The organism is Aquimonas voraii, assembly GCF_900101825.1.
In the GTDB taxonomy this organism is placed as follows: Bacteria; Pseudomonadota; Gammaproteobacteria; order Xanthomonadales; family Xanthomonadaceae; genus Aquimonas; species Aquimonas voraii.
The window spans coordinates 78,888-97,714 of record NZ_FNAG01000013.1 but is presented as its reverse complement, the minus strand read 5'-3'; the positions used below and the strand labels follow the sequence as shown (position 1 = coordinate 97,714).

The 18,827-nt window shown below is 66.9% G+C and carries 18 protein-coding genes; all 18 read left to right on the top strand.

Features of this window, described 5'->3' with window-relative positions; all coding sequences use genetic code 11:
- Positions 1–2: 2 nt before the first annotated feature.
- The 18 genes from gspE to BLP83_RS15600 all read left to right on the top strand — a co-directional run bounded on the left by gspE (position 3) and on the right by BLP83_RS15600 (position 18,813).
- Positions 3–1,760, top strand: a complete 1,758-nt coding sequence (gspE, locus tag BLP83_RS15685; RefSeq protein ID WP_425389020.1) for a type II secretion system ATPase GspE — start codon at positions 3–5, stop codon at positions 1,758–1,760.
- 176 nt (positions 1,761–1,936) lie between these two features.
- Entirely contained in the window at positions 1,937–3,151 is a 1,215-nt protein-coding gene (gene gspF / locus BLP83_RS15680; RefSeq protein ID WP_091244951.1) for a type II secretion system inner membrane protein GspF, read from the top strand.
- A gap of 5 nt (positions 3,152–3,156) precedes the next feature.
- Complete coding sequence (gene gspG, locus BLP83_RS15675; protein WP_176764232.1) at positions 3,157–3,585, top strand: type II secretion system major pseudopilin GspG; 429 nt, start codon at positions 3,157–3,159, stop codon at positions 3,583–3,585.
- Positions 3,586–3,618: 33 nt separating this feature from the next.
- Positions 3,619–4,065 (top strand): GspH/FimT family pseudopilin, encoded by a 447-nt coding sequence (locus tag BLP83_RS15670; RefSeq protein WP_091244946.1) that lies wholly within the window; start codon positions 3,619–3,621, stop codon positions 4,063–4,065.
- A 1-nt stretch (position 4,066) separates the two neighbouring features.
- Positions 4,067–4,501: a type IV pilus modification PilV family protein gene (locus BLP83_RS15665; RefSeq protein WP_091244942.1), complete on the top strand. Its 435-nt coding sequence runs from the start codon at positions 4,067–4,069 to the stop codon at positions 4,499–4,501.
- A complete protein-coding gene (locus BLP83_RS15660; RefSeq protein WP_091244938.1) occupies positions 4,498–5,217 on the top strand; it encodes a prepilin-type N-terminal cleavage/methylation domain-containing protein in 720 nt (239 codons plus the stop codon). The genes BLP83_RS15665 and BLP83_RS15660 overlap by 4 nt, the downstream gene beginning before the upstream one ends.
- Positions 5,214–6,125 carry a type II secretion system minor pseudopilin gene (locus BLP83_RS15655; protein ID WP_091244935.1) on the top strand — a complete coding sequence of 304 codons (912 nt, stop codon included), beginning with the start codon at positions 5,214–5,216 and terminating at the stop codon, positions 6,123–6,125. Before BLP83_RS15660 ends, BLP83_RS15655 begins: the two co-directional genes overlap by 4 nt.
- A gap of 43 nt (positions 6,126–6,168) precedes the next feature.
- A complete protein-coding gene (locus tag BLP83_RS15650) occupies positions 6,169–7,293 on the top strand; it encodes a PilN domain-containing protein (RefSeq protein WP_091244932.1) in 1,125 nt (374 codons plus the stop codon).
- The gene (gene gspM / locus BLP83_RS15645; RefSeq protein ID WP_091244928.1) at positions 7,290–7,892 is read left to right on the top strand and encodes a type II secretion system protein GspM; all 603 of its coding nucleotides are present in this window, start codon (positions 7,290–7,292) and stop codon (positions 7,890–7,892) included. Before BLP83_RS15650 ends, gspM begins: the two co-directional genes overlap by 4 nt.
- Positions 7,892–8,608, top strand: coding sequence for a hypothetical protein (locus BLP83_RS15640; RefSeq protein ID WP_091244925.1), 717 nt, complete (start codon positions 7,892–7,894; stop codon positions 8,606–8,608). Before gspM ends, BLP83_RS15640 begins: the two co-directional genes overlap by 1 nt.
- 100 nt (positions 8,609–8,708) lie before the next feature.
- Positions 8,709–10,982, top strand: coding sequence for a type II secretion system secretin GspD (gene gspD / locus BLP83_RS15635; protein ID WP_176764231.1), 2,274 nt, complete (start codon positions 8,709–8,711; stop codon positions 10,980–10,982).
- A 54-nt stretch (positions 10,983–11,036) separates the two neighbouring features.
- Positions 11,037–11,477: a hypothetical protein gene (locus BLP83_RS15630; RefSeq protein ID WP_091244920.1), complete on the top strand. Its 441-nt coding sequence runs from the start codon at positions 11,037–11,039 to the stop codon at positions 11,475–11,477.
- 260 nt (positions 11,478–11,737) lie between these two features.
- A complete protein-coding gene (locus BLP83_RS15625; RefSeq protein WP_091244916.1) occupies positions 11,738–13,351 on the top strand; it encodes a hypothetical protein in 1,614 nt (537 codons plus the stop codon).
- Positions 13,352–13,492: 141 nt separating this feature from the next.
- A complete protein-coding gene (locus BLP83_RS15620) occupies positions 13,493–14,650 on the top strand; it encodes a hypothetical protein (protein ID WP_143006723.1) in 1,158 nt (385 codons plus the stop codon).
- A gap of 278 nt (positions 14,651–14,928) precedes the next feature.
- A complete protein-coding gene (locus BLP83_RS15615; RefSeq protein ID WP_091244908.1) occupies positions 14,929–15,939 on the top strand; it encodes a peptidylprolyl isomerase in 1,011 nt (336 codons plus the stop codon).
- 17 nt (positions 15,940–15,956) lie between these two features.
- Complete coding sequence (locus tag BLP83_RS15610; RefSeq protein ID WP_176764230.1) at positions 15,957–16,748, top strand: ABC transporter permease; 792 nt, start codon at positions 15,957–15,959, stop codon at positions 16,746–16,748.
- Positions 16,745–17,941, top strand: a complete 1,197-nt coding sequence (locus BLP83_RS15605; RefSeq protein WP_091244900.1) for an ABC transporter ATP-binding protein — start codon at positions 16,745–16,747, stop codon at positions 17,939–17,941. Before BLP83_RS15610 ends, BLP83_RS15605 begins: the two co-directional genes overlap by 4 nt.
- Positions 17,938–18,813, top strand: coding sequence for a glycosyltransferase family 2 protein (locus BLP83_RS15600; RefSeq protein ID WP_091244897.1), 876 nt, complete (start codon positions 17,938–17,940; stop codon positions 18,811–18,813). The genes BLP83_RS15605 and BLP83_RS15600 overlap by 4 nt, the downstream gene beginning before the upstream one ends.
- Positions 18,814–18,827: the final 14 nt, after the last annotated feature.

Genomic DNA, 18,827 nt, shown 5'->3' with positions numbered 1-18,827 from the left:
GCTTGAACGCAGCGCTGGCTGACCCCCTGCACTCCGACACCCTGGTCGATGCCGATGGCGTCGATGCCGGTCTCGTTGCGTTGGAGAACCGCATCAGCGAGGCCCTGCTGGCCCGCGGTCGACTGAAAGACGCCGACCTGCAGCGCGCGCGCCGGCTGCTGGAGGAGAACCCGGGCAGCCTGATCGGCCTGATCACCCGGATCGGCCTGGCATCGGAGCGCGATGTCGCCGAGGCCAGCGCGGAAGTGCTGGGCCTGCCGCTGGTCTCGACCAAGGATGTACCCGAACAGCCGCCGCAGAACGTGCAGCTGTCTCTGCGGTTTCTCAAGCAGCAACACGTGTGCCCGATCGGCGAAAGTGAAACCCATGTGGACCTGCTCACGGCCGATCCCCAGGATCATTACCTGGTCGAGGCCGTGCAGCTGGCCACCGGCAAGGAGGTGAAGCTGCACGTCGGCCTGCGCTCGGAGATCGACGACCTGATCGAGCGCTACTACGGCGCCGGCCGCTCGGCCATGGGCACGATTGTCGAGAACCTCGCCGAAGGCGACGTGCGCAGCGAGGACGATGTCGAGCACCTGCGCGACCTGGCTTCGGAAGCGCCGGTCATCCGCCTCGTCAACCTGGTGATCCAGCGCGCGGTCGAGCAGCGCGCCTCCGATATCCACATCGAGCCCTTCGAGAGCCGGCTCAAGGTGCGCTACCGCATCGACGGCGTGCTGCACGAGGTCGAGTCGCCGCCCTCGTCGAGCACGGCGGCGGTGATCTCGCGCATCAAGATCATGGCCAAGCTCAACATCGCCGAGCGCCGCCTGCCGCAGGACGGCCGCATCATGCTGCGCGTGCAGGGCAAGGAACTCGACCTGCGCGTCTCCACCGTGCCGACCGCGCACGGCGAGTCGGTGGTGATGCGTATCCTCGATCGCGAGTCGATCGTCTTCGATTTCCACAAGCTCGGCTTCACCGACAATTTCCTCGACAAGTTCGTCAAGGTGCTGGAGCTGCCGCACGGCATCCTGCTGGTCACCGGCCCCACCGGTTCGGGCAAGACCACGACGCTGTACACCGCGCTTTCGCGCTTGAACACGCCGGACGTCAAGATCATCACGGTCGAGGACCCGGTCGAATACCAGATCGAAGGCATCAACCAGATCCAGGCCAAGCCGCAGATCGGCCTCGATTTCTCGCACGCCTTGCGCTCCATCGTCCGCCAGGACCCCGACGTCATCATGATCGGCGAGATGCGTGACCTGGAAACCGCGAAGATCGCGATCCAGTCGGCGCTGACCGGCCATCTGGTGCTGTCGACCCTGCACACCAACAACGCCGCCGGCGGCATCACCCGTCTGCTCGACATGGGTGTCGAGGATTACCTCTTGACCTCGACGGTCAATGGCATCCTCGCCCAGCGTTTGGTGCGGCGCCTGGTGCCCGAGTACCGCGAAGCCTATGTCGCCATGCCCGAGGTGATCGAGGAGTTCGGCCTGCGTCGCTTCACCGAAGCCGACCCGGTGACGCTCTATCGCCCGGTGGCCAGCGCCGGCTCCAGCACCGGCTACCACGGCCGCACCACGATCATGGAATTCCTGGTCATGAACGACCCCCTGCGCAGGCTGGTAATGAAGCACGCCGGCATGAGCGAGCTCGAGCAGGCCGCCCGCGAGAACGGCATGCGCACCATGTACGAGGACGGCCTGGTCAAGTCGCTGGAAGGCGTGACCACGATCGAGGAGGTCCTGCGGGTGACGCAGGAGGGCTGATGGAGGGCTGGGATTCGGGATTCGGGATTCGGGATTCGTCAGAGCCGCGCTCGGCGAGAGCCGTGCTCGCGCCCTGGTCGCAGGTCGACAGCGTTCGGGGAGTGCCGCTGCGTGGTGCCATGCCGTACCGCTTCTGCGAATCTCGAATCCCGAATCCCAAATCCCGGCTCTAACCCATGCCCCAATTCCGCTACAAAGCCCTGAGCCCCGCCGGTGAGGCGGTGGACGGCCTGATGGAGGCGGCGAGCGCCGACGAGGTGATCGCCAAGCTGCAGGACGCCGGCAACATTCCGCTCAAGGCCCTGCCCGCGGATCAGGCTCAGGGCTCGGGCCTGTCTGCGCTGTTCCAGCGCGCGCCCATGGGCGCGAACCAGGTGCTGCAATTCACCCAGCAGCTCGCCACCCTGCTCGGCGCCGGCCAGCCGCTGGACCGCGCCCTGCAGATCCTGCTCGATCTGCCCGAGTCCGAGCAGGCGCGCCGAGTCATCGACCGCATTCGTGAGGCCGTCCGCGGCGGCACGCCGCTGTCGCAGGCGATGGAAGCGCAGAGCGGCGTGTTCTCGCGCCTGTACGTCAACATGGTGCGAGCCGGCGAGGTCGGTGGCGCGCTCGACGACACCCTGAAGCGCCTCGCCGACTACCTGGAGCGCAGCAAGGCGCTCAAGGAAAGCGTCATCAACGCGATGATCTACCCGAGCATCCTGATCGTGCTGGTGCTGGGCGCGATCGGCCTGCTGGTGGGCTATGTGGTGCCACAGTTCCTGCCCCTGTTCGAGGACATGGGCGCCGAGATTCCCTGGTTGACCGCGGTGATCATGAGCCTCGGTCTGTTCGTGCAGGGCTGGTGGTGGCTGCTGCTGCTCGGCGCGGTGGCGCTGATCTGGCTTGCATCAAAGTCGCTGGCGGATCCGGCGCGGCGCCTGCAGTTCGACACCTGGATCCTCGGCCGTGGCCTGCTCGGCCAGCTGCTGGCCAAGCTCGATACCGCGCGCCTTGCGCGGACGCTCGCGACTCTGGTGCACAACGGCGTGCCGCTGCTGACCTCGCTTGCCATCGCCCGCAACGTGCTGACCAACAGCGCCTTGTCCGAGGCTGTTGGGCGGGCCGCCGAAGAAGTGAAGACCGGTGGCGGACTGGCGGTCGCGCTGGGCCGCAGCAAGCTGTTCCCGCGGTTGGCCCTGCAGATGATCAGCGTCGGCGAGGAATCCGGCGAGATGGACACCATGCTCGGCAAGGTCGCCGACACTTTCGACGCCGATGTGAGGAACACTGTCGATCGCCTGCTGTCTGCCCTGGTCCCGGTCATTACCATCGTGATGGCCTTTGCCGTCGCCATCATCATGATGGCCATCCTGATCCCGATCTTCGAACTCACCAACACCGTGGGATGAATGCCATGAACACTTCCAGCTCCGTGCGCCTTCGCAGCCTTCGCCAGGGCGGTTTCAGCCTGATTGAAATCCTGATCGTGGTCGCGTTGATCGCGGTGATCGTCGGCTTCGCGACCAACCAGATCTTCGGTGGCCAGGACAAGGCCAAGGCGAATCTGGCGAAAGCCCAGATCCAGACGCTGGTGGGCAAGATCGAGCAGTACCAGCTCGACAATGGCGGCGCGCCGACCAGCTTGGAGGACCTCGTGCGCCAGCCCTCCGGCTCGCGTACCTGGCTCGGCCCGTATGCGAAGGAATCCGACCTGAAGGATCCCTGGGGCCGCGCGTTCCAGTACCAGACCGGCGGTGACGCCGGCTTCGAGATCGTCAGCCTGGGCAAGGACGGCAAGGCCGGCGGCGACAGCGTCAACCGCGACATCAAGAGCAGCGAGTAAGCGCAGAGGCCGCGGGCGTCCCGAGGGCATTGCATGCGCGCGCGCGGCTTCAGCCTGGTGGAAGTGCTGGTGGTGGCAGCGATCATTGCTGTCGCCGTTGCCATGCTGGCCGGCGCCATGGGCTACAGCCTCACGGGCCAGCAGATGCGCGGCGCCAGTCGCGATCTGGTGGCCGCACTGCGCTACACGCGGGGCCAGGCCATCGTGAAGCGCGAGCCCCAGGTGCTGGTGCTCAATCTGGACGACAAGAGCTACCGCGCCGCCAGCCGACCGCCGGTCAAACTGCCGCCCAAGTTCGATCTCGCGATCGAGACCGCACGCCAGGAAATGCGCAGTGAGAGCGAAGCAGGCATCCGCTTCTTCCCCGACGGGTCTTCCACCGGCGGCAACATCGAGCTGTCCCGTGGCGACACGGTCTGGCGCATCGACATCAACTGGCTGACGGGCGAGGTGAATCTGCGTGAGCCGGGCAGCCGCTGACATGCGCCAACGGGGTTTCACCCTGATCGAAGTGGTGATCGCGCTCGCCGTGTTCGCCGTCGCGGTGGGCGTGTGCATGCAGATCGCCACCGCCGGCCTGCGGCAGAGCCGGATCGCCGCCGAGCAGACCCAGGCGGCGCTGCTGGCGCAGTCCCTGCTGGACATGCATGGCGTCGGCGAGCGACTGGAACCCGGTCGCGACAGTGGTCGCGCCGAAGGCGATTACCAGTGGGAGCTCGAGGTCACGCCCTACGAGGTGCCGCTGCAGACCGACAGCCCGCTGGCGCCCGGCTTCAGTGCGGTGCAGCTGTTCCGGCTGGATCTGACGATCCGCTGGCCCGCTGGCCAGAACGAGCGCAGCGCGCGCTTCTCCACCCTGCGGGCGATGACCCCGGATCCGAACGTGCCGGCAAATCTTCCGGGAGCTGGCGGATGAAGCAGGATGCCCGCGGTTTCACCCTGGTCGAGATCCTGATCGCCACCAGCCTGCTGGCGCTGATGATCCTGGGCGCGATGGCGGCGCTGTCGAGCAGCGTACGCGCTGTCCGTTCGGGCCAGGCGCTGGTCAATCGCACCGACAGCGTGCGCATCGCCCAGGAGTTCCTCCGCCGCCAGCTTTCCCAGGCGCTGGCGCTGCCGTTCGAGCGCAGTGACGATCTCGGCATGGTGTTCGTGTTCGAGGGCAGCGACCGTGATCTCAAGTTCGTGGCGCCTATGCCCGGCCATCTCGCGCGCGGCGGTCCGCACGTGCAGCAGATCAGCATCGGCGACGGCGAGCGTGGGCAGAAGCGCATCGAGTTCACCCACGCCCTGCTGAATGGCTATGGCGATTTGCAGAATCGCCCGGATGAGCGCCCGCCGGTGGTGGTGCTGGAGGGCCTGCAGGACGCGTACTTCGAATACCGCTCGGTCGACGAGAACGGCCAGCTGATGCCGTGGTCGCGCGATTGGGACCATCCGCAGTTCCTGCCGATGATGGTGCGGCTGGTGGCCGAGTTCCCGCGCGAACGCCCGCAGCACTGGCCGCAGTTCGAGGTGCCGGTGCATGCGGGGGCGGGCGGTTCGGTCAGCAGCTTCTACAGCCGGACCTCGTTCCAGCGACGGGCTCGCGACCGCGATCGCGACAGCCCGGGCAAGCCGCCGCAGCGATGAGAAAGGCCCTCTACCCTCGCGGTCGCCGCGCGCGCGGCGTTGCGCTCATTTTCGTGCTCTGGCTGCTGGCCCTGTTGACCCTCCTGCTGGGCAGCTTCGCGCTGGTGACCCGCACCGAGTCGTTGCAGTCGCGGCACCTGTTCGACAGCACCCGCGCCCGCTATGCAGCCGAGGCGGGGGTCAATCAGGCGGCCTGGTCGCTGTCCCTGCCCGACCCCGTGCTGCGCTGGCTGCCCGACGGCCGCGAGTATCGGGTGCAGTTCGAGGAGTCCGAGATCTCGATCCGGATCACCGACGAGTCCGGGCTGATTGACCTGAACGCCGCCGAGCCGCAGACCCTCGCCAACCTGTTCGTCGGCGCCGGGGTCGAGCTGCCCCAGGCCAGCGCCTTGGCCGATGCCATCCTCGACTGGCGCGACGGTGACGATCTGAAGCTGCTGAACGGAGCCGAGGACGACGACTACCGCGCCGAGGGCTATCCCTATGGCGCCAAGGACGCGCCCTTCGATCTCGTGGCCGAACTGGAACAGGTGATGGGCATGACGCCCGAGCTTTACCAGCGGGTGGCGCCGGCGCTGACCGTCTATTCCGGGCAGGCCGTGCCCAATCTCGCTTACGCGCCGATCGAGGTGATCCGGGCCTTTCCCAACATCGATCCGGCGATGGCGCAGATGCTGATCGAGCAGCGCCACGCTTGGCGTCCCGGCCTCGGCCTGCCGCCCCCGACACTCCCCGACGGCACGCCGCTCGTGGCGGAGGGGGGCACCGGAACGTATAGTATCGAGTCGCGTGCCACCCTTCCGAACGGCGCTTTCACGGAACTTCGGGTGACTCTGCGACTCGGAGGCTCCGGCATTTCCGGTCGTGCTTTCAGCGTCCTGCGTTGGCAGGACACGAGCGCGCTGTGAGGGCCCCGGTCCTTTTCCCGTCCCAACCATTCGAAGCTGGCGCATGACACTGGCGGATGCCTTCAACCCGCTGCTTGCGCGACTGCGGTCGCGCCTGGCCCAGACACCGCTGCCGCAGTTCTGGCGCTGGTGGACGGGCGAGCTGCTGTCCTTCCTGCCGCCCCGCTGGCGCGAGGCCCTGGCCGTCGAGCAGGCGTGCCTGCTCCTTTCCGCCCATGGCGACGGGCTGAGCCTTGAGCTTGAGCGAGCCGGCCAGCGCAGCCCCCTCCTTCAACTCGATGGCGAGCGCGACGCCTGGGGGCAGCGTTTCGCCGCGGATGTCGATGACAACCTGCGGGCGCTCCCTCTGATCCTCGGCCTGCCGGTCGCGCGAGTGCTGCGCCGCGTGCTGTCCCTGCCGGTCGCCGCACTCGAGAACCTTGATGCCGTGCTCGGCTTCGAGCTCGACCGGCAGACGCCCTTCAAGCCTGAGCAGGTCTACTTCGCCAGCCGCGTGCTGCGCCAGGATGCCGGTGCGAAGCAGGCCCAGGTGGAACTGATTGTCGTGACGCGGCCCGTGCTGGAGGAGGCGGTGGCAGGCCTTGCCGGCCTCGCCGAACGACTGGCCGCGGTGGACGTGATCGATGCCCACGGGCAGCGCCTTGGCGTGAACCTGCTGCCGGCCGAGCGCCGCGCCTCGCAGCCGCGGACCCAGCCGCTGATCCAGCTCGGCCTGCTGTGCGCCAGCATCATGCTGGTGTTCTTTGGCTTGGGTCAGGTTGTCGGCAACCGCCAGGCTGCCGTGGCTGAGATGGAAGAGCTGGTGCAGGCGCAGCGCGAGCGCGCCCGCGAGGTCGGGGCACTGCGCGCCCAACTGGAGGAGTCGGCCACCGCCGCCAATTTCCTCGCCGTGCAGAAGCAGACCCAAGCCTCGATGGTGCTTCTGCTCGACGAGCTCACCCAGCGTCTACCCGACGATACCTTTCTTACGCGCCTGTCGGTCAGCGGCAACCAGGTCAGCCTCAGCGGCTACAGCTCGCAGGCGCTCAAGCTGGTGGCTGAACTGCAGAAATCCGTTGTGCTGAAGGACGCCGCGCTGAGCGGTGGCGTGCAGCCCGAGGTGCGCGTCGCCCGCGACATGTTCACCATCAACGCCAGCTACGGGCCCGACCCCAAGGCCGAGCCATGACCCCCGCCAACCTGACACCCAAGCAAAGCCGCTGGCTGGCCTTGGGCCTGCTCGGCCTGGTGCTCGGCCTGTTCTACCTGCTGTTCGTGCACTGGTGGTTCGTCGAGCCATTTCTCGAGGCCCGGGCGAGCTTCATCGAGCAGCGCGAACAGGAGCAGCGCCTGCGCGCCAACGCCTCCCAGCGCGCGGAGATCGAGGCCCGGCTCGCCGAGGTTCGCGCCTTCGAGGCTGGCAATCCGGGCTTCCTTACCGAAGCCAGCTTCGACTTGGCGGCGCCTGCTCTGATCATGCGCATCCAGAGTGCGGTTGAACGCCAAGGCCAGCCCGAGCGCTGCCTCGTCATCAACAGCCAGCCGATGCGCGGCCAGCAGGCCGAGAGCTTCGAGCGCGTCACCATCCAGGTGCGCCTGCGCTGCGAGCTGGAACATCTGTATCCGGTGCTCCACGAACTGGAAAGCGGCAGCCCGCAGCTGTTCCTGTCGGAGCTCAACATCATCGCCCGACGCATTCCCCCGCATCCTGGCGGCGAGGTCTTCCAGGGCTATGTGGACGTCTCGTTCAATGTGCACGGCTACCTGCGGCCAAAGGGAGGGCGCTGATGGCCAGCCGATCGCAGATCCTGCTGACCTCGGCGCTCGCTGCCGTGGCGGCTTGGAGCACAGGTTTCGCTGTGCTCGGCGCAGCCGGTCTTGGTGGCCGCTACGGCACCCTGCCTGATGATCCCTCGCTGGTGGCTCCGCTGCCGGCGATCAACCTCGAACAAGCGGTCAGCAGCCTTGAGGGCGTCGGCAGCTACGCCGCCATTGGCGATCGTCCGCTGTTCAACTTCGACCGCAGGCCGCTGCCGGCGGTCAACGCGCCTGATGCGAACGCGGTCGTCGAGGCCCCTCCGCCAGCGCCTGAGTTCATCCTCACCAGCGTCATAAAGAGCGGCGACAGGCAGATCGCCATCGTCCAACACACGCCCTCCGGCAAGAGCCAGACGGTGACCCTCGGTCAGGCGCTGCAGGCCGAGCTGGCCGGTTGGACCCTGGTTGAACTGGCGCCGCGCGGCGCCGTGTTCGAGGGCGGCGGTGGGCGCAAGTCGTTCGAACTTCGCGTGTTCGACGGAACCGGTGGACAACCGCCGACGCCGATCGATGTCCCGGCGCCCCAGGCGACAGCGGCACAGGACGGGTCGGCTCCGGTCGTCGGCGCAGACGGCCAGTCGCAGGCGGCCGTGGACACTCCCGAGGCTCGTGCCGAGATGATCCGCCGTCGTATCGAGGAGCGTCGCCGGCAGATGCGCGAGGAGGCAGAGCGTGCCCGCCAATAATCCGCCCGCCCCAGGCGGGAACCTTCGCCGGGATGGGCGTTCTGTCGCCCTCCCCAAGCCCGGGGCTGTCACTGTCGCCCCCGTTGCAGGAGTCACACGCGTGAGCCAACGCATCATCGGTCTGCTCGCCTGCGCGAGCCTCGTCTTCCTGAGCGGCTGTGCCAGCACGGGCGGTCGCTACGCGCCGCTGGAGTCTCGCCCGCAGCCCAGCCTGGCTGCCGCGCAGGATGTGCTCCCGTCCGACAGTCCGGATACGGATGCTGCGACGTCCGGCGAGCACGCCATCGGGGAGGCCTCGGAGGGCGACAAGGCAGTCCGCCTTGGCAGCGGCAGTTTCATCAACCGTGACCTCGCCAGCCGCGGACCGGCGGGTGCGGGCGCCACGGGTGAGGTGACCTTCAATTTCGAGGGTGAGTCCCTGCATGCGGTGGTCAAGGCCATCCTTGGCGACTTCCTGCAGGAGAACTACGTCATCGCCCCGGGCGTGCAGGGCACGGTGACCTTCTCCACCGCCAAGCCGCTGCGTGGTGATCAGGCGCTGTCCATCCTCGAGATGCTGCTGCGCTGGAACAACGCCACCGCGGTCTGGCAGGACGGCCGTTACACCATCCTGCCGGTGTCGCAGGCCCTGCCCGGCAACCTGACGCCGCGCACCGGCCCCGCGGCCAGCGCCCGCGGCTACGAAGTGCGCGCGGTGCCCCTGCAGTACATCTCGGCGGTCGAGATGGAGAAACTGCTGAAGCCCTACGCCAAGCCCGAAGGCATCATCAACGTCGACCCGGCACGCAACATGCTGGTGCTGGCCGGCACTGCTGCCGAACTCGCCAACTACCAGCAGACGGTCGAGATCTTCGACGTCGACTGGCTGGCCGGCATGTCGGTCGGCACCTACCGTCTGGAGCAGGCCGAAGCCGCCAAGGTGGTGACCGAGCTTGAGAAGGTCTTCGGCGAAGGCGCGGGCACCCCACTGTCGGGCATGTTCCGCTTCATCGCCCTGGAAGGCGTCAACTCGATCATCGTCATCACACCGCAGCCGAAGTATCTGGCCCAGGTGCAGGAGTGGATCGAGCGCCTCGACGCCGGCGGCACGCAGAGCGGCTCGCGCCTCTATGTGTATGACGTCAAGAACGTCAAGGCCACGGATCTCGCCGGCACACTCGGCGAGATTTTCGGCGGCCAGCCGCGGCAGCCCCGCGCGAGTCAGTCGGGAGCCGTGGCACCTGGCCTGGACCCCGTGCGCGCCAGCACCCTGGGTCGGGGCGAGCAGCCGCGCTTCGACAACAATGCGCAGCCCGCGGCAGTCGACGCCAACCCCGTCGCCTTCAGTGGCTCGGGCGGCGCGTCTGGCGGCTCCGGAATCCCGGGCGCCACGGGCATCTCGGGACCGGTCGTGGACGCCGCCGGCGGCATCGCGCTGGGCTCGGAAGAGAACGTCCGAGTCTCCGCGATCGAGGAGAACAACCAGCTGCTGGTCAAGGCCACCAGCCAGCAGTGGGAATCGATCCGCCGGGTGATCGAGCGTTTGGACCAGATCCCGCTGCAGGTGCATATCGAGGCGAAGGTGGTCGAGGTAAGCCTCACGGACCAGTTGCGCTATGGCGTCAGTTGGTTTCTTGAGAATGCCATCACGAATGAGGGTCTGCGCAGTGTCGCTGCCGGCCGCAACAGCTTCTCAAGCATTGCCGGATCGATCGCTCGTGCCTCGGCCGATGCGCCGCTGCAGACCAGCTGGACCTTCGTCGGTCGTGACGCGGTGGCGACCATCGCGATGCTCGACAGTGTGTCGCGAACCCAAGTTATCTCGGCGCCGTCGCTGATGGTGCTCAACAACAAGAGCGCTACCATCAATGTTGGTGCGCAGGTCCCGGTTCAGAGCGTATCGATTGGCGGCCTGCCAGGCACGGGGACTGGCGTAGGCACCACCAACTCGTTCACCCAATTCCTGCAGACGGGTACGACCCTGACTGTCACCCCGCGGGTCAACCCCGGGGGGCTGGTATTTATGGAGATTGAGCAGGACGACAGCACTCCGGTCTTCGCCGATGGCGCTGCAAACCCGACGGTCAACAACAAGACGGTATCTACCGAGGTAGCGATCCAGTCGGGCGAGACCCTGATCCTTGGAGGGTTGATCAGCGAGGAGGGAGGCCGCACCAAGGCCGGCCTGCCGTTCTTGAGCCGAATTCCATTGCTCGGTGGTCTTTTCGGTGAGCAGTCACGGACCAGTAACCGTCGAGAATTGATTGTGCTCATCACCCCGCGCGTGGTGAGTAACCCCGAGGATGCGCGACGGGTGACTGATCAGTACATGCGCCAGTTCCGGGGGATGCAGCCCCTGCGCGTGATCAACGACACGCCCGCCGCCCAGCCCTGAGCGGCCGGGGCGGTTCCAAAGACGAAAACAAGAAGCCGAAGAAGAGGAATACCGATGCACCTGAAGCACATTCTCCTGCTCCTGTTGCTCCCGCTCCTCGCCGCCTGCGCCGCGAGCGGCGGTGGCAAGCCCGCAGCAGTGGCCTCCGACGAGGAGCAGCTCTCCACCCGGCCGATCGAGCGCTGGGAGCATCTGATCGCCAAGCGCCCGGACCAGGCTTGGGAGTACCTGAGCCCCGGGTACCGCTCGACCCGTGATCGCAGCGCGTACGTGCAGACCATGTCCAATCGCCCGGTCAGCTGGCTGCGCGCGGAATACCAATCGCATACCTGTGAGCGGCCGGGCGAGTTCTGCGCGGTCGTGATCAAGGTGCATTTTCGGGTGCGCTCGCGCCAGCTGGGTGTGGGCGACCTGGAGTCGTACAACTTCCTGACCGAGCGCTGGATCAAGTCGGGCGGCACCTGGTACCACGTTCCGGAAGAGGTGACGGGCTGACATCCTGCAGCCCTTGCCACGCGTTCGCCGCCAGACTTCCGGGTCTCATCCGGTGGGGGCCGGCGCAGCGCGTGTGGCCTGAAACCCGCGTTTTGTCTGGGCTTGGCGGGGATTGCACGGCCTGTATCGATGTGTCAGACTGCCAGCGCTCTTGTCTAACCTCGCCCATGTAAGGCGGGTGGAACACCGCCGTCATGGCGTGCGGTTGGTCGGTTGGCAAAAGCACAAAAAGCCCTGTGGTTGAATTTAGGAGTGTTGTGATGAAAAAGAGTTCTCTGACCACCGCCGTGGTCGCAGGTATCGTGGGCGTCGCCGGTCTGGTGAGCGTCTCCAACGCCGTCAACGTCAACGCCGACGGTCTGGGCCAGGTCCTGATCTACCCGTACTACACCGTGAACAAGGGCAACAACACCCTGATCTCGGTCGTCAACACCACCGACCAGACCAAGGCCGTCAAGGTCCGCTTCCTGGAAGGCCGCAACTCGAACGAAGTCCTCGACTTCAACCTGTACCTGTCGCCGTGGGACGTGTGGACTGGCGCCGTGATCTCCTCGGGCGCTGAGGGCACCGATCCGGCCGCTGCTCCGCCGGCCCGCCTGATCACCAACGACAAGTCCTGCACCGTGCCGGCCATCCCGGCCGCCGGCGTTGACTTCGTGAACTTCGAGTACGCCCGCTTCGAGACCACGACCGGCGCCAAGACCGACGGTCCGTTCAACCTGAGCCGTACCCGCGAAGGCCACATCGAAATCATCGAGATGGGCGTTGTCAACAACGCCGGCACCGCGGCTGCCACCCAGTTCGCCAGCTTCGCCAAGCACAACTCGGCGGGCATCCCGGCCAACTGCGCCGCGCTCGACGCGGCTTGGGGTGAAACCGGCCAGTGGACCGCCACCAACGGTGACCTCGGCGTGCTGCCCCCGAACGGCGGCCTGTTCGGCGGCGCCGAGATCGTCAATGCGGCGAACGGCACCAACATCAGCTACAACGCCACGGCGATCGAAGGCTTCTTCCAGTCTGCTACCCTGAACCTGCACTTCGAGCCGGGCAGCACCTCGCCGACTCTGGCCCAGGCCCAGACCGATGACACCGGCAACGCCACCGCCATCGTCTTCAACAACGGCACCCTGGTCCAGTTCCCCTTCACCGGCGCCAACGCTGGTCTGAAGGCGGTCTCGGCTGTGTTCATGCACAACGAGATCTACAACGAGTTCAACACCGTCAACGGCGTTTCGAGCTCGGAGTGGGTGATCACCTTCCCGACCAAGCGTCTGCACATCCAGTCGGCGGATCCGGTCACCCGCCTGCCGTTCCGTCAGGCCTACGACATCCGCAATGGCGGCGCCTGCGAGCCGATCTCCATCCGCTTCTGGGATCGCGAAGAGCGTGAGCCGACCACCCCGCCGGGCGGCACGAACTTCTCGCCGCGTCCGACCACCCCGACCGTTGCTGGCCCGTCCCTGTGCTTCGAGGCTCAGATCGTGACCTTCAACCAGACGGACATCGGTGACTACCTGACCGGCGGCGCCCGCTCCGACGTGTTCGGTTCGTACTACGCGCGCAACATCGCTACCGGTGCTGCGTTCTCCGAAGGCTGGGCCCGCATCGGTCTGGGCAACCAGGCCAACACCGGCGGTATCCAGAACTTCCTGCCGATCGCCGTGCCGAGCACCGGCACCCCGCAGCAGCCGAACGCCCTGGTGGGTCTGCCGGTCGCTGGCTTCTGGGCTGCCAACTTCGTGGGCGGCGCTGCCCCGGGCGTGCTGGCGAACTACTCGGTGGTCCACAACCACCGTGCGGACCGCCTGAGCGCTGGCGTCGACGTCAGCCTGGACGGCACCAACCCGATCTGGCGCGCTGTGTCGGCCAACTAAGGCCAGCAGTCAATCGGTCAGCAACAAGAGAAGGGGCCCTCCGGGGCCCCTTCTTGCAGTCAGCGGAAGTTCAAGTGCCCGGCTTGATCTTTGAGCACTGCACCCGTAGCACCTGCCTGCCACCACCCACAGCGGACTCCCATGAGACTCTTGCCTATTCCGTTTTTCATGTCTGTTTTGTTCGGCGTTTCCGCGCCGACCTTTGCCGTTGAAAGTCCGACGCTCACCTTCCGGGGCTCGGAACATCCTCCCATCCCCTTGAACCCCGCCGATTCCGTGCAAGTCGCCCCTGACGGCAGCGTTCAGGCCACCTGCGTCTTCCAGGAAGCCAACCCGACCCGCTGTGTCAACGTGGGCACCCAAGTGTCCGGACAGGTTCCCCAGGTCAGCTTCACGACCAACCTGAGCTTCGTTCAGGACAGCACGACCGTGTATGCCGCAACCTCCGGCCAGCAGTTCACCATCACCCGCAGCGTGACGGGGACGGCTGATGTCTGCCTTCCCAGCGTCAGCGGTGCCACGGCGACAGTCCAGGGCTGGACTTCGGTGCCCGCCGGCAGCGGAACCAGCAATGTCAGCATCAGCGCCACGGTGCCAGCGGGAGAAACCCGGGACGTCACCTTGGGCCTGCGCTGCTACAACGCTTTTGGCGCGCCTGAGACCTTCCAGCGCACTTTCAGGCTGTCCGCGCCTGCGGGACCCAATCCGGGCGCCTGCACCTTGCCGTCCAACCCCCTGATCCGTCCTCAGGGTTTCACGGAGCACGTGCGGACTTGGGCGCAGATCTTCAATGGCTTCAACTACCCGCAGACGCCATCCTTCCAGATGCCGGTCGGCTCGTACTCCGTGACGCGGGATTCTTCGACGTCACCGCCTTCCGCCGGCATGTACCTGGCGGTGCCCATCACTCTGCCCGACAACGCCTTCCTCCGCTTGACGACGTATCAGGCAACCGGCAGGTTCGCGATCAACTACTTCGAGCCGCGTGCTGGCAACGTCTTCTTCAGCCTGAGTCCCTGCGCGGGTGACCTGCGGCCGTTCAGTGCGACCGGGGCCGACGTTTTCCAGCGCTGCTCGCGCGGCCTCTTGTTCGAGGGCTCGATCACCTTCTCCACGCAGTCCGCCGCCGGTGCCTGCCGCCTGCCTGCAGGTGACTACTGGCTCAACATCATCCACGCCAACCCCGCGGCTACAGGGTTCTCGGATCCGGCCATCGCGCCCACCCTGAATTCCTGCAACGGAGGCTTGACGCGCTGCGAAAGCAACGTGACCGTCGCGCATGGAGGAATCGTCCAGTAAGGCCTCAGCCAAGGCCTGCTTTGGAACAAGAAGCCCCGACTGTCCCGTCGGGGCTTCTTGTTTGCGCGGCACCAGCAGTGCGCGCAGAAAGCTCTGGTCGGACGTCTGCGCTGCTGGAGCCTCTTCATCCAGAGCAAGCGCGCTAAACTCCCCAGTTGACCAACGCTAGAATTCCGGCGACCACTCCGGCTCTGTGTGGGAGTCTTCCGGCCTGTCCTGCCCGGGTTCCCATACCTGATCTCTGCGTCGTCGCAGACTCGTCCTCTGGATCACCCCCCATGCGATCAATCTCTCTGCCTGCCTCCGTCGCCGTCCTCGCACTCTTCTTCGTTCTCGCGGTACTTCCCGTCAGCGCGGCAGAGGAGTCGCCCGACCCTGCCACCATCGTGGTTGCCTCGCGCGGTGGACAAGCGGTCACGCTTGATGAGGTCGACGCCCAGGTGATGGCCCTGCCCAAGCACTTGCGAGCGGGCTTTCTGGACAACCCCAAGCGGATCGAAGAACTTGTCGAGCGGCTCCTGCTCAACAAGCAGCTCGCCGCACGCGCCCGCGAACAGGGTGCGGATCAGGAGCCCTATTTCGAGCTGCAGCGCCGTCACGCCGAGGAAGAAGTGCTCGCGCGCCGCGCGCGCAGCCTCAACGAGGACGCCCTGCAAGCGGCTTTGCCGGATTTCGAGGTGCTGGCCCGCGAGATCTACCTCGCGGCGCCGCATCGCTTCCGCACGCCGCCGCGCCTGACCCTGGAACACATCCTGATCCGCACCTCTCAGCGTGGAGAGGAAGCCGCCCGTGCCCTGGCCGAGGAAGCGCGGCAGGCGCTGCTGGTCCCCGCGGCCGAATTCGAGCCGATCTTCAGGAAGTTCAGCGATGAAGCCTCCGCTTCGTCGGCCGCCGGCCAAGGCCTGCTCCAGGACGTGGTGCCGGGCATGATGGAACGTCCCTTCGAGGAAGCTGTGTTTGCCTTGACCAAGGTGGGTGAGGTCGCTCCCGTGATCGAAACCGTCTACGGCTTGCACGTTGTGCGTCTGCGCGACCGCGTCGAGCCAACGCAGATCAGCTACGAAGAAGCGGCACCCGACCTCATCGCGCAGCAGCGCAACACCTATATCGAGGGCGAGAAAACCCGCTTCCTGACAAGCTTCGTCGCCATTCCGATGGAAGCGAAGCAGCCCGTGGTCGCCCAGCTGCGGACGCGCTATGCGAAGGCCGCCGAGGGCATCCTGCCGCCGGCCGTCGACGGTAGTGAGCCGCCCGAGGAAGCGGCAGAAGACGCGACCGAAACGCCCTGATCCGTTGTGAGATGGGCTTGAGCGCGCAGCGAGACGCCGCGTCGCAGGGGGCGGCACTGTTCCGGCTGTTTGTTCGCCAGGATCTGCGCCAGCGCTTCGCGGGCAATCTGCTGGGTGTCGCGTGGGCGGTGTTGGCGCCACTGCTGCAGCTCGCGGTGTTCAACCTGGTGTTCGTACACATCCTCAAAGCCCGCGTCCCGGGCCTTGAGGGCGACGTCTATCTGGTATTTCTTGCACTCGGCTTCTGGCCGTGGTTCGCGTTCTCCGAGGCCGTGACCCGCGGTTGCACGGCGATCACCGACCACAGCGGGCTCGCCGGCAAGGTCGCGGTGCCACGCGCGGTTCCCGTACTCGCGGCGGTCAGCACCGCGTTCCTCCTGCACGGCCTGGGCTACCTGCTCGTCCTGTTGATGCTTGTGCTGTTCGGCCCGGCGCTGGACTGGAGCCGACTGCCGCTAGCGATGCTGCACTGGCTGCCGCTTCTGGCCATGGCCGCAGGACTCGCTCTGGCCCTTGCCGCGGTACAGGTCTTCATCCGCGACCTGGCGCAGACCATCGGGCTGCTGATCACCCTGTGGTTCTTCCTGACGCCGATCATCTACGCGCCCGAGACAGTGCCCGGCGGCCTCGCCCAATGGCTCGCCATCAATCCGGTCACCGGCATCGTCGATGCGCAGCGCGCACTGCTGCCCGGCCTTGCAGCCCTGCCGGGCAGCGCAGTGGCGACCTGGATAGGCGCTGCACTCATCCCTCTGCTGGGCTGGCTGGTGTTCCGTCGCCTGCGTCCTCACCTCGAGGAGTTCGAATGAGCGCGCCCCTGCTGCGGGTCGAGGGGCTGGGCAAAAGCTGGCCGGTCGATGCAAGCCCGCGCGCGCGCGCCTCGGCCCTGCTGCGTGCGCTGGTCGGGCGACCGATCGCGCGCACGCCGGTGCTGCGCGACATCGGCTTCGAGATCCGGCCCGGCGAGTCGCTGGGCATCATCGGCGAGAACGGCGCCGGCAAGTCGACCTTGCTGAAACTCATCGCCGGCGTGCTGACGCCCAGCGAGGGCAGGGTGCAGCTCAACGCGACCGTGGGTGCCCTGTTGGAACTCGGTGCCGGCTTCGAGCTGGAGCGCACCGGCCGCGAGAATATCGGTATCGCTGCCGGCCTGATGGGCTGGTCGCGTCGTGAGATCGAGGCGCGCACGCCGGAGATCGAAGCCTTCGCCGACATCGGCCGCTACCTCGACGAGCCGGTCAAGCACTACTCCTCCGGCATGGTGGTGCGCCTGGGCTTCGCCATCATCGCCACGGTGCGCCCGCAGCTGCTCATCACCGACGAGGTGTTGGCCGTCGGCGACGAGAGTTTCCAGCGCAAGTGCATCCGCTGGATCGAGGACTATCTCGAACACGGCGGAACGCTCCTGCTGGTCTCGCATTCGACCTACCACATCCAGAAGCTCTGCAAGCACGCGCTGTGGCTGCGCGAGGGCAGGGTGCAGGCTTACGGCGACGTGTTCGACGTGACCCAGGACTACCTCGCCTACCACGAGCGCAAGAGCGCCGCCGAGCGCGGGCCGGAGCTGGATGCTGCCTATGCCGGCAGCGAGTACCGCTTGGTCCGCGTGGCCATCAACGACAGCGAGGACGAAGGTGCGCGCCTGCTCGCGGAAGGTGCGTCGCTGCGCGTCGAGGCCGAGCTGCACAGTCCGGATGGCCGCAGCCCGCAGTTCAGCTTCGGCGTGATCCGCGCCGATGGCACCGCGCTGTACGGCCAGGTCGCCGAGATCGAAGGCGTGCGCGGCGAGCCGCTGGGCGGCAGTCGCACGCGCTACGCGCTGGAGATCGATCCCTCCGCCCTGCTGCCCGGCAGCTACGTGCTGCGCCTGCACGCCATGGACCCGGAGGGCCTGCGCGTGTTCGACACCGTGGAGCGCGCCTTCACCCTGCGTGGCGCCAGCCGCGAGCTCGGCTGCGTGCGCCTGCCGCACCGCTGGCTGCAGGCGGGAGCCCAGCCATGAGCGCGCGCGCCATGCAGGTCATCGTGCCGGTCTATCGCGCATTGCCCGCGCTGCAGCGTCTGGTCGAAGGGCTGCGGCGTACGCTGGGCGCGGGAGAGCGCGTGCTGTTCTGCGATGACGCCTCGCCCGAGCCCGAAGTCTCGGCCTATCTGCAGAGCCTGCCGGGCACGCTGCCCTTCGAGGCGCGCGTGCTGCGGCGTGAGCGCAACCTGGGCTTCGTCGGCAACGTCAACGCCGCCTTCGCCGAGACCGGCGCGGACGATGTGGTCTTGCTCAACAGCGACACGTTGCCGGGTCAGGGCTGGCTTGAGCGTCTGCGCGCCTGCTTCGCCGCGGATGCGCGCATCGCCACCGCCACGCCCTGGTCGAACAACGCCGAGATCTGCTCGCTGCCGCACCTGTGCCGACCTGCGCCGCTGCCCGACGATCCCGACCGCTGGGCGCGCGCCTGCCTCGACGCCTGTCGTGACGAATACCTCGACCTGCCGACCGGCGTCGGCTTCTGCATGGCCATCCGCCGCACCTGCCTGGACCGCATCGGCGCTTTCGATGCCGAGACCTTCGGCCGCGGCTACGGCGAGGAGAACGATTTTTGCCTGCGCGCCGAAGGCCACGGCTGGCGCAATGTGCTCTGCGCCGACGCGTTCGTGGGCCATGAGGGCGGCGCCTCATTCAGCCTCGAAGGCCTGGCGCCCGGCGGTGGCAACCTCATGCGGCTCCTGAACCGCTACCCCGACTACAACCGCCGCGTTGCCGAGTTCATCATGGCGGACCCGATCAAACCCCTGCGCCTGCGCGTGGTCGAGCGCTATGCCGCGCTGGCCGCCGGTCAGCCCGACGCCACTGGGCTGCAGGGTCAGTTGTTCCAATAACCCATCCGAGGTTG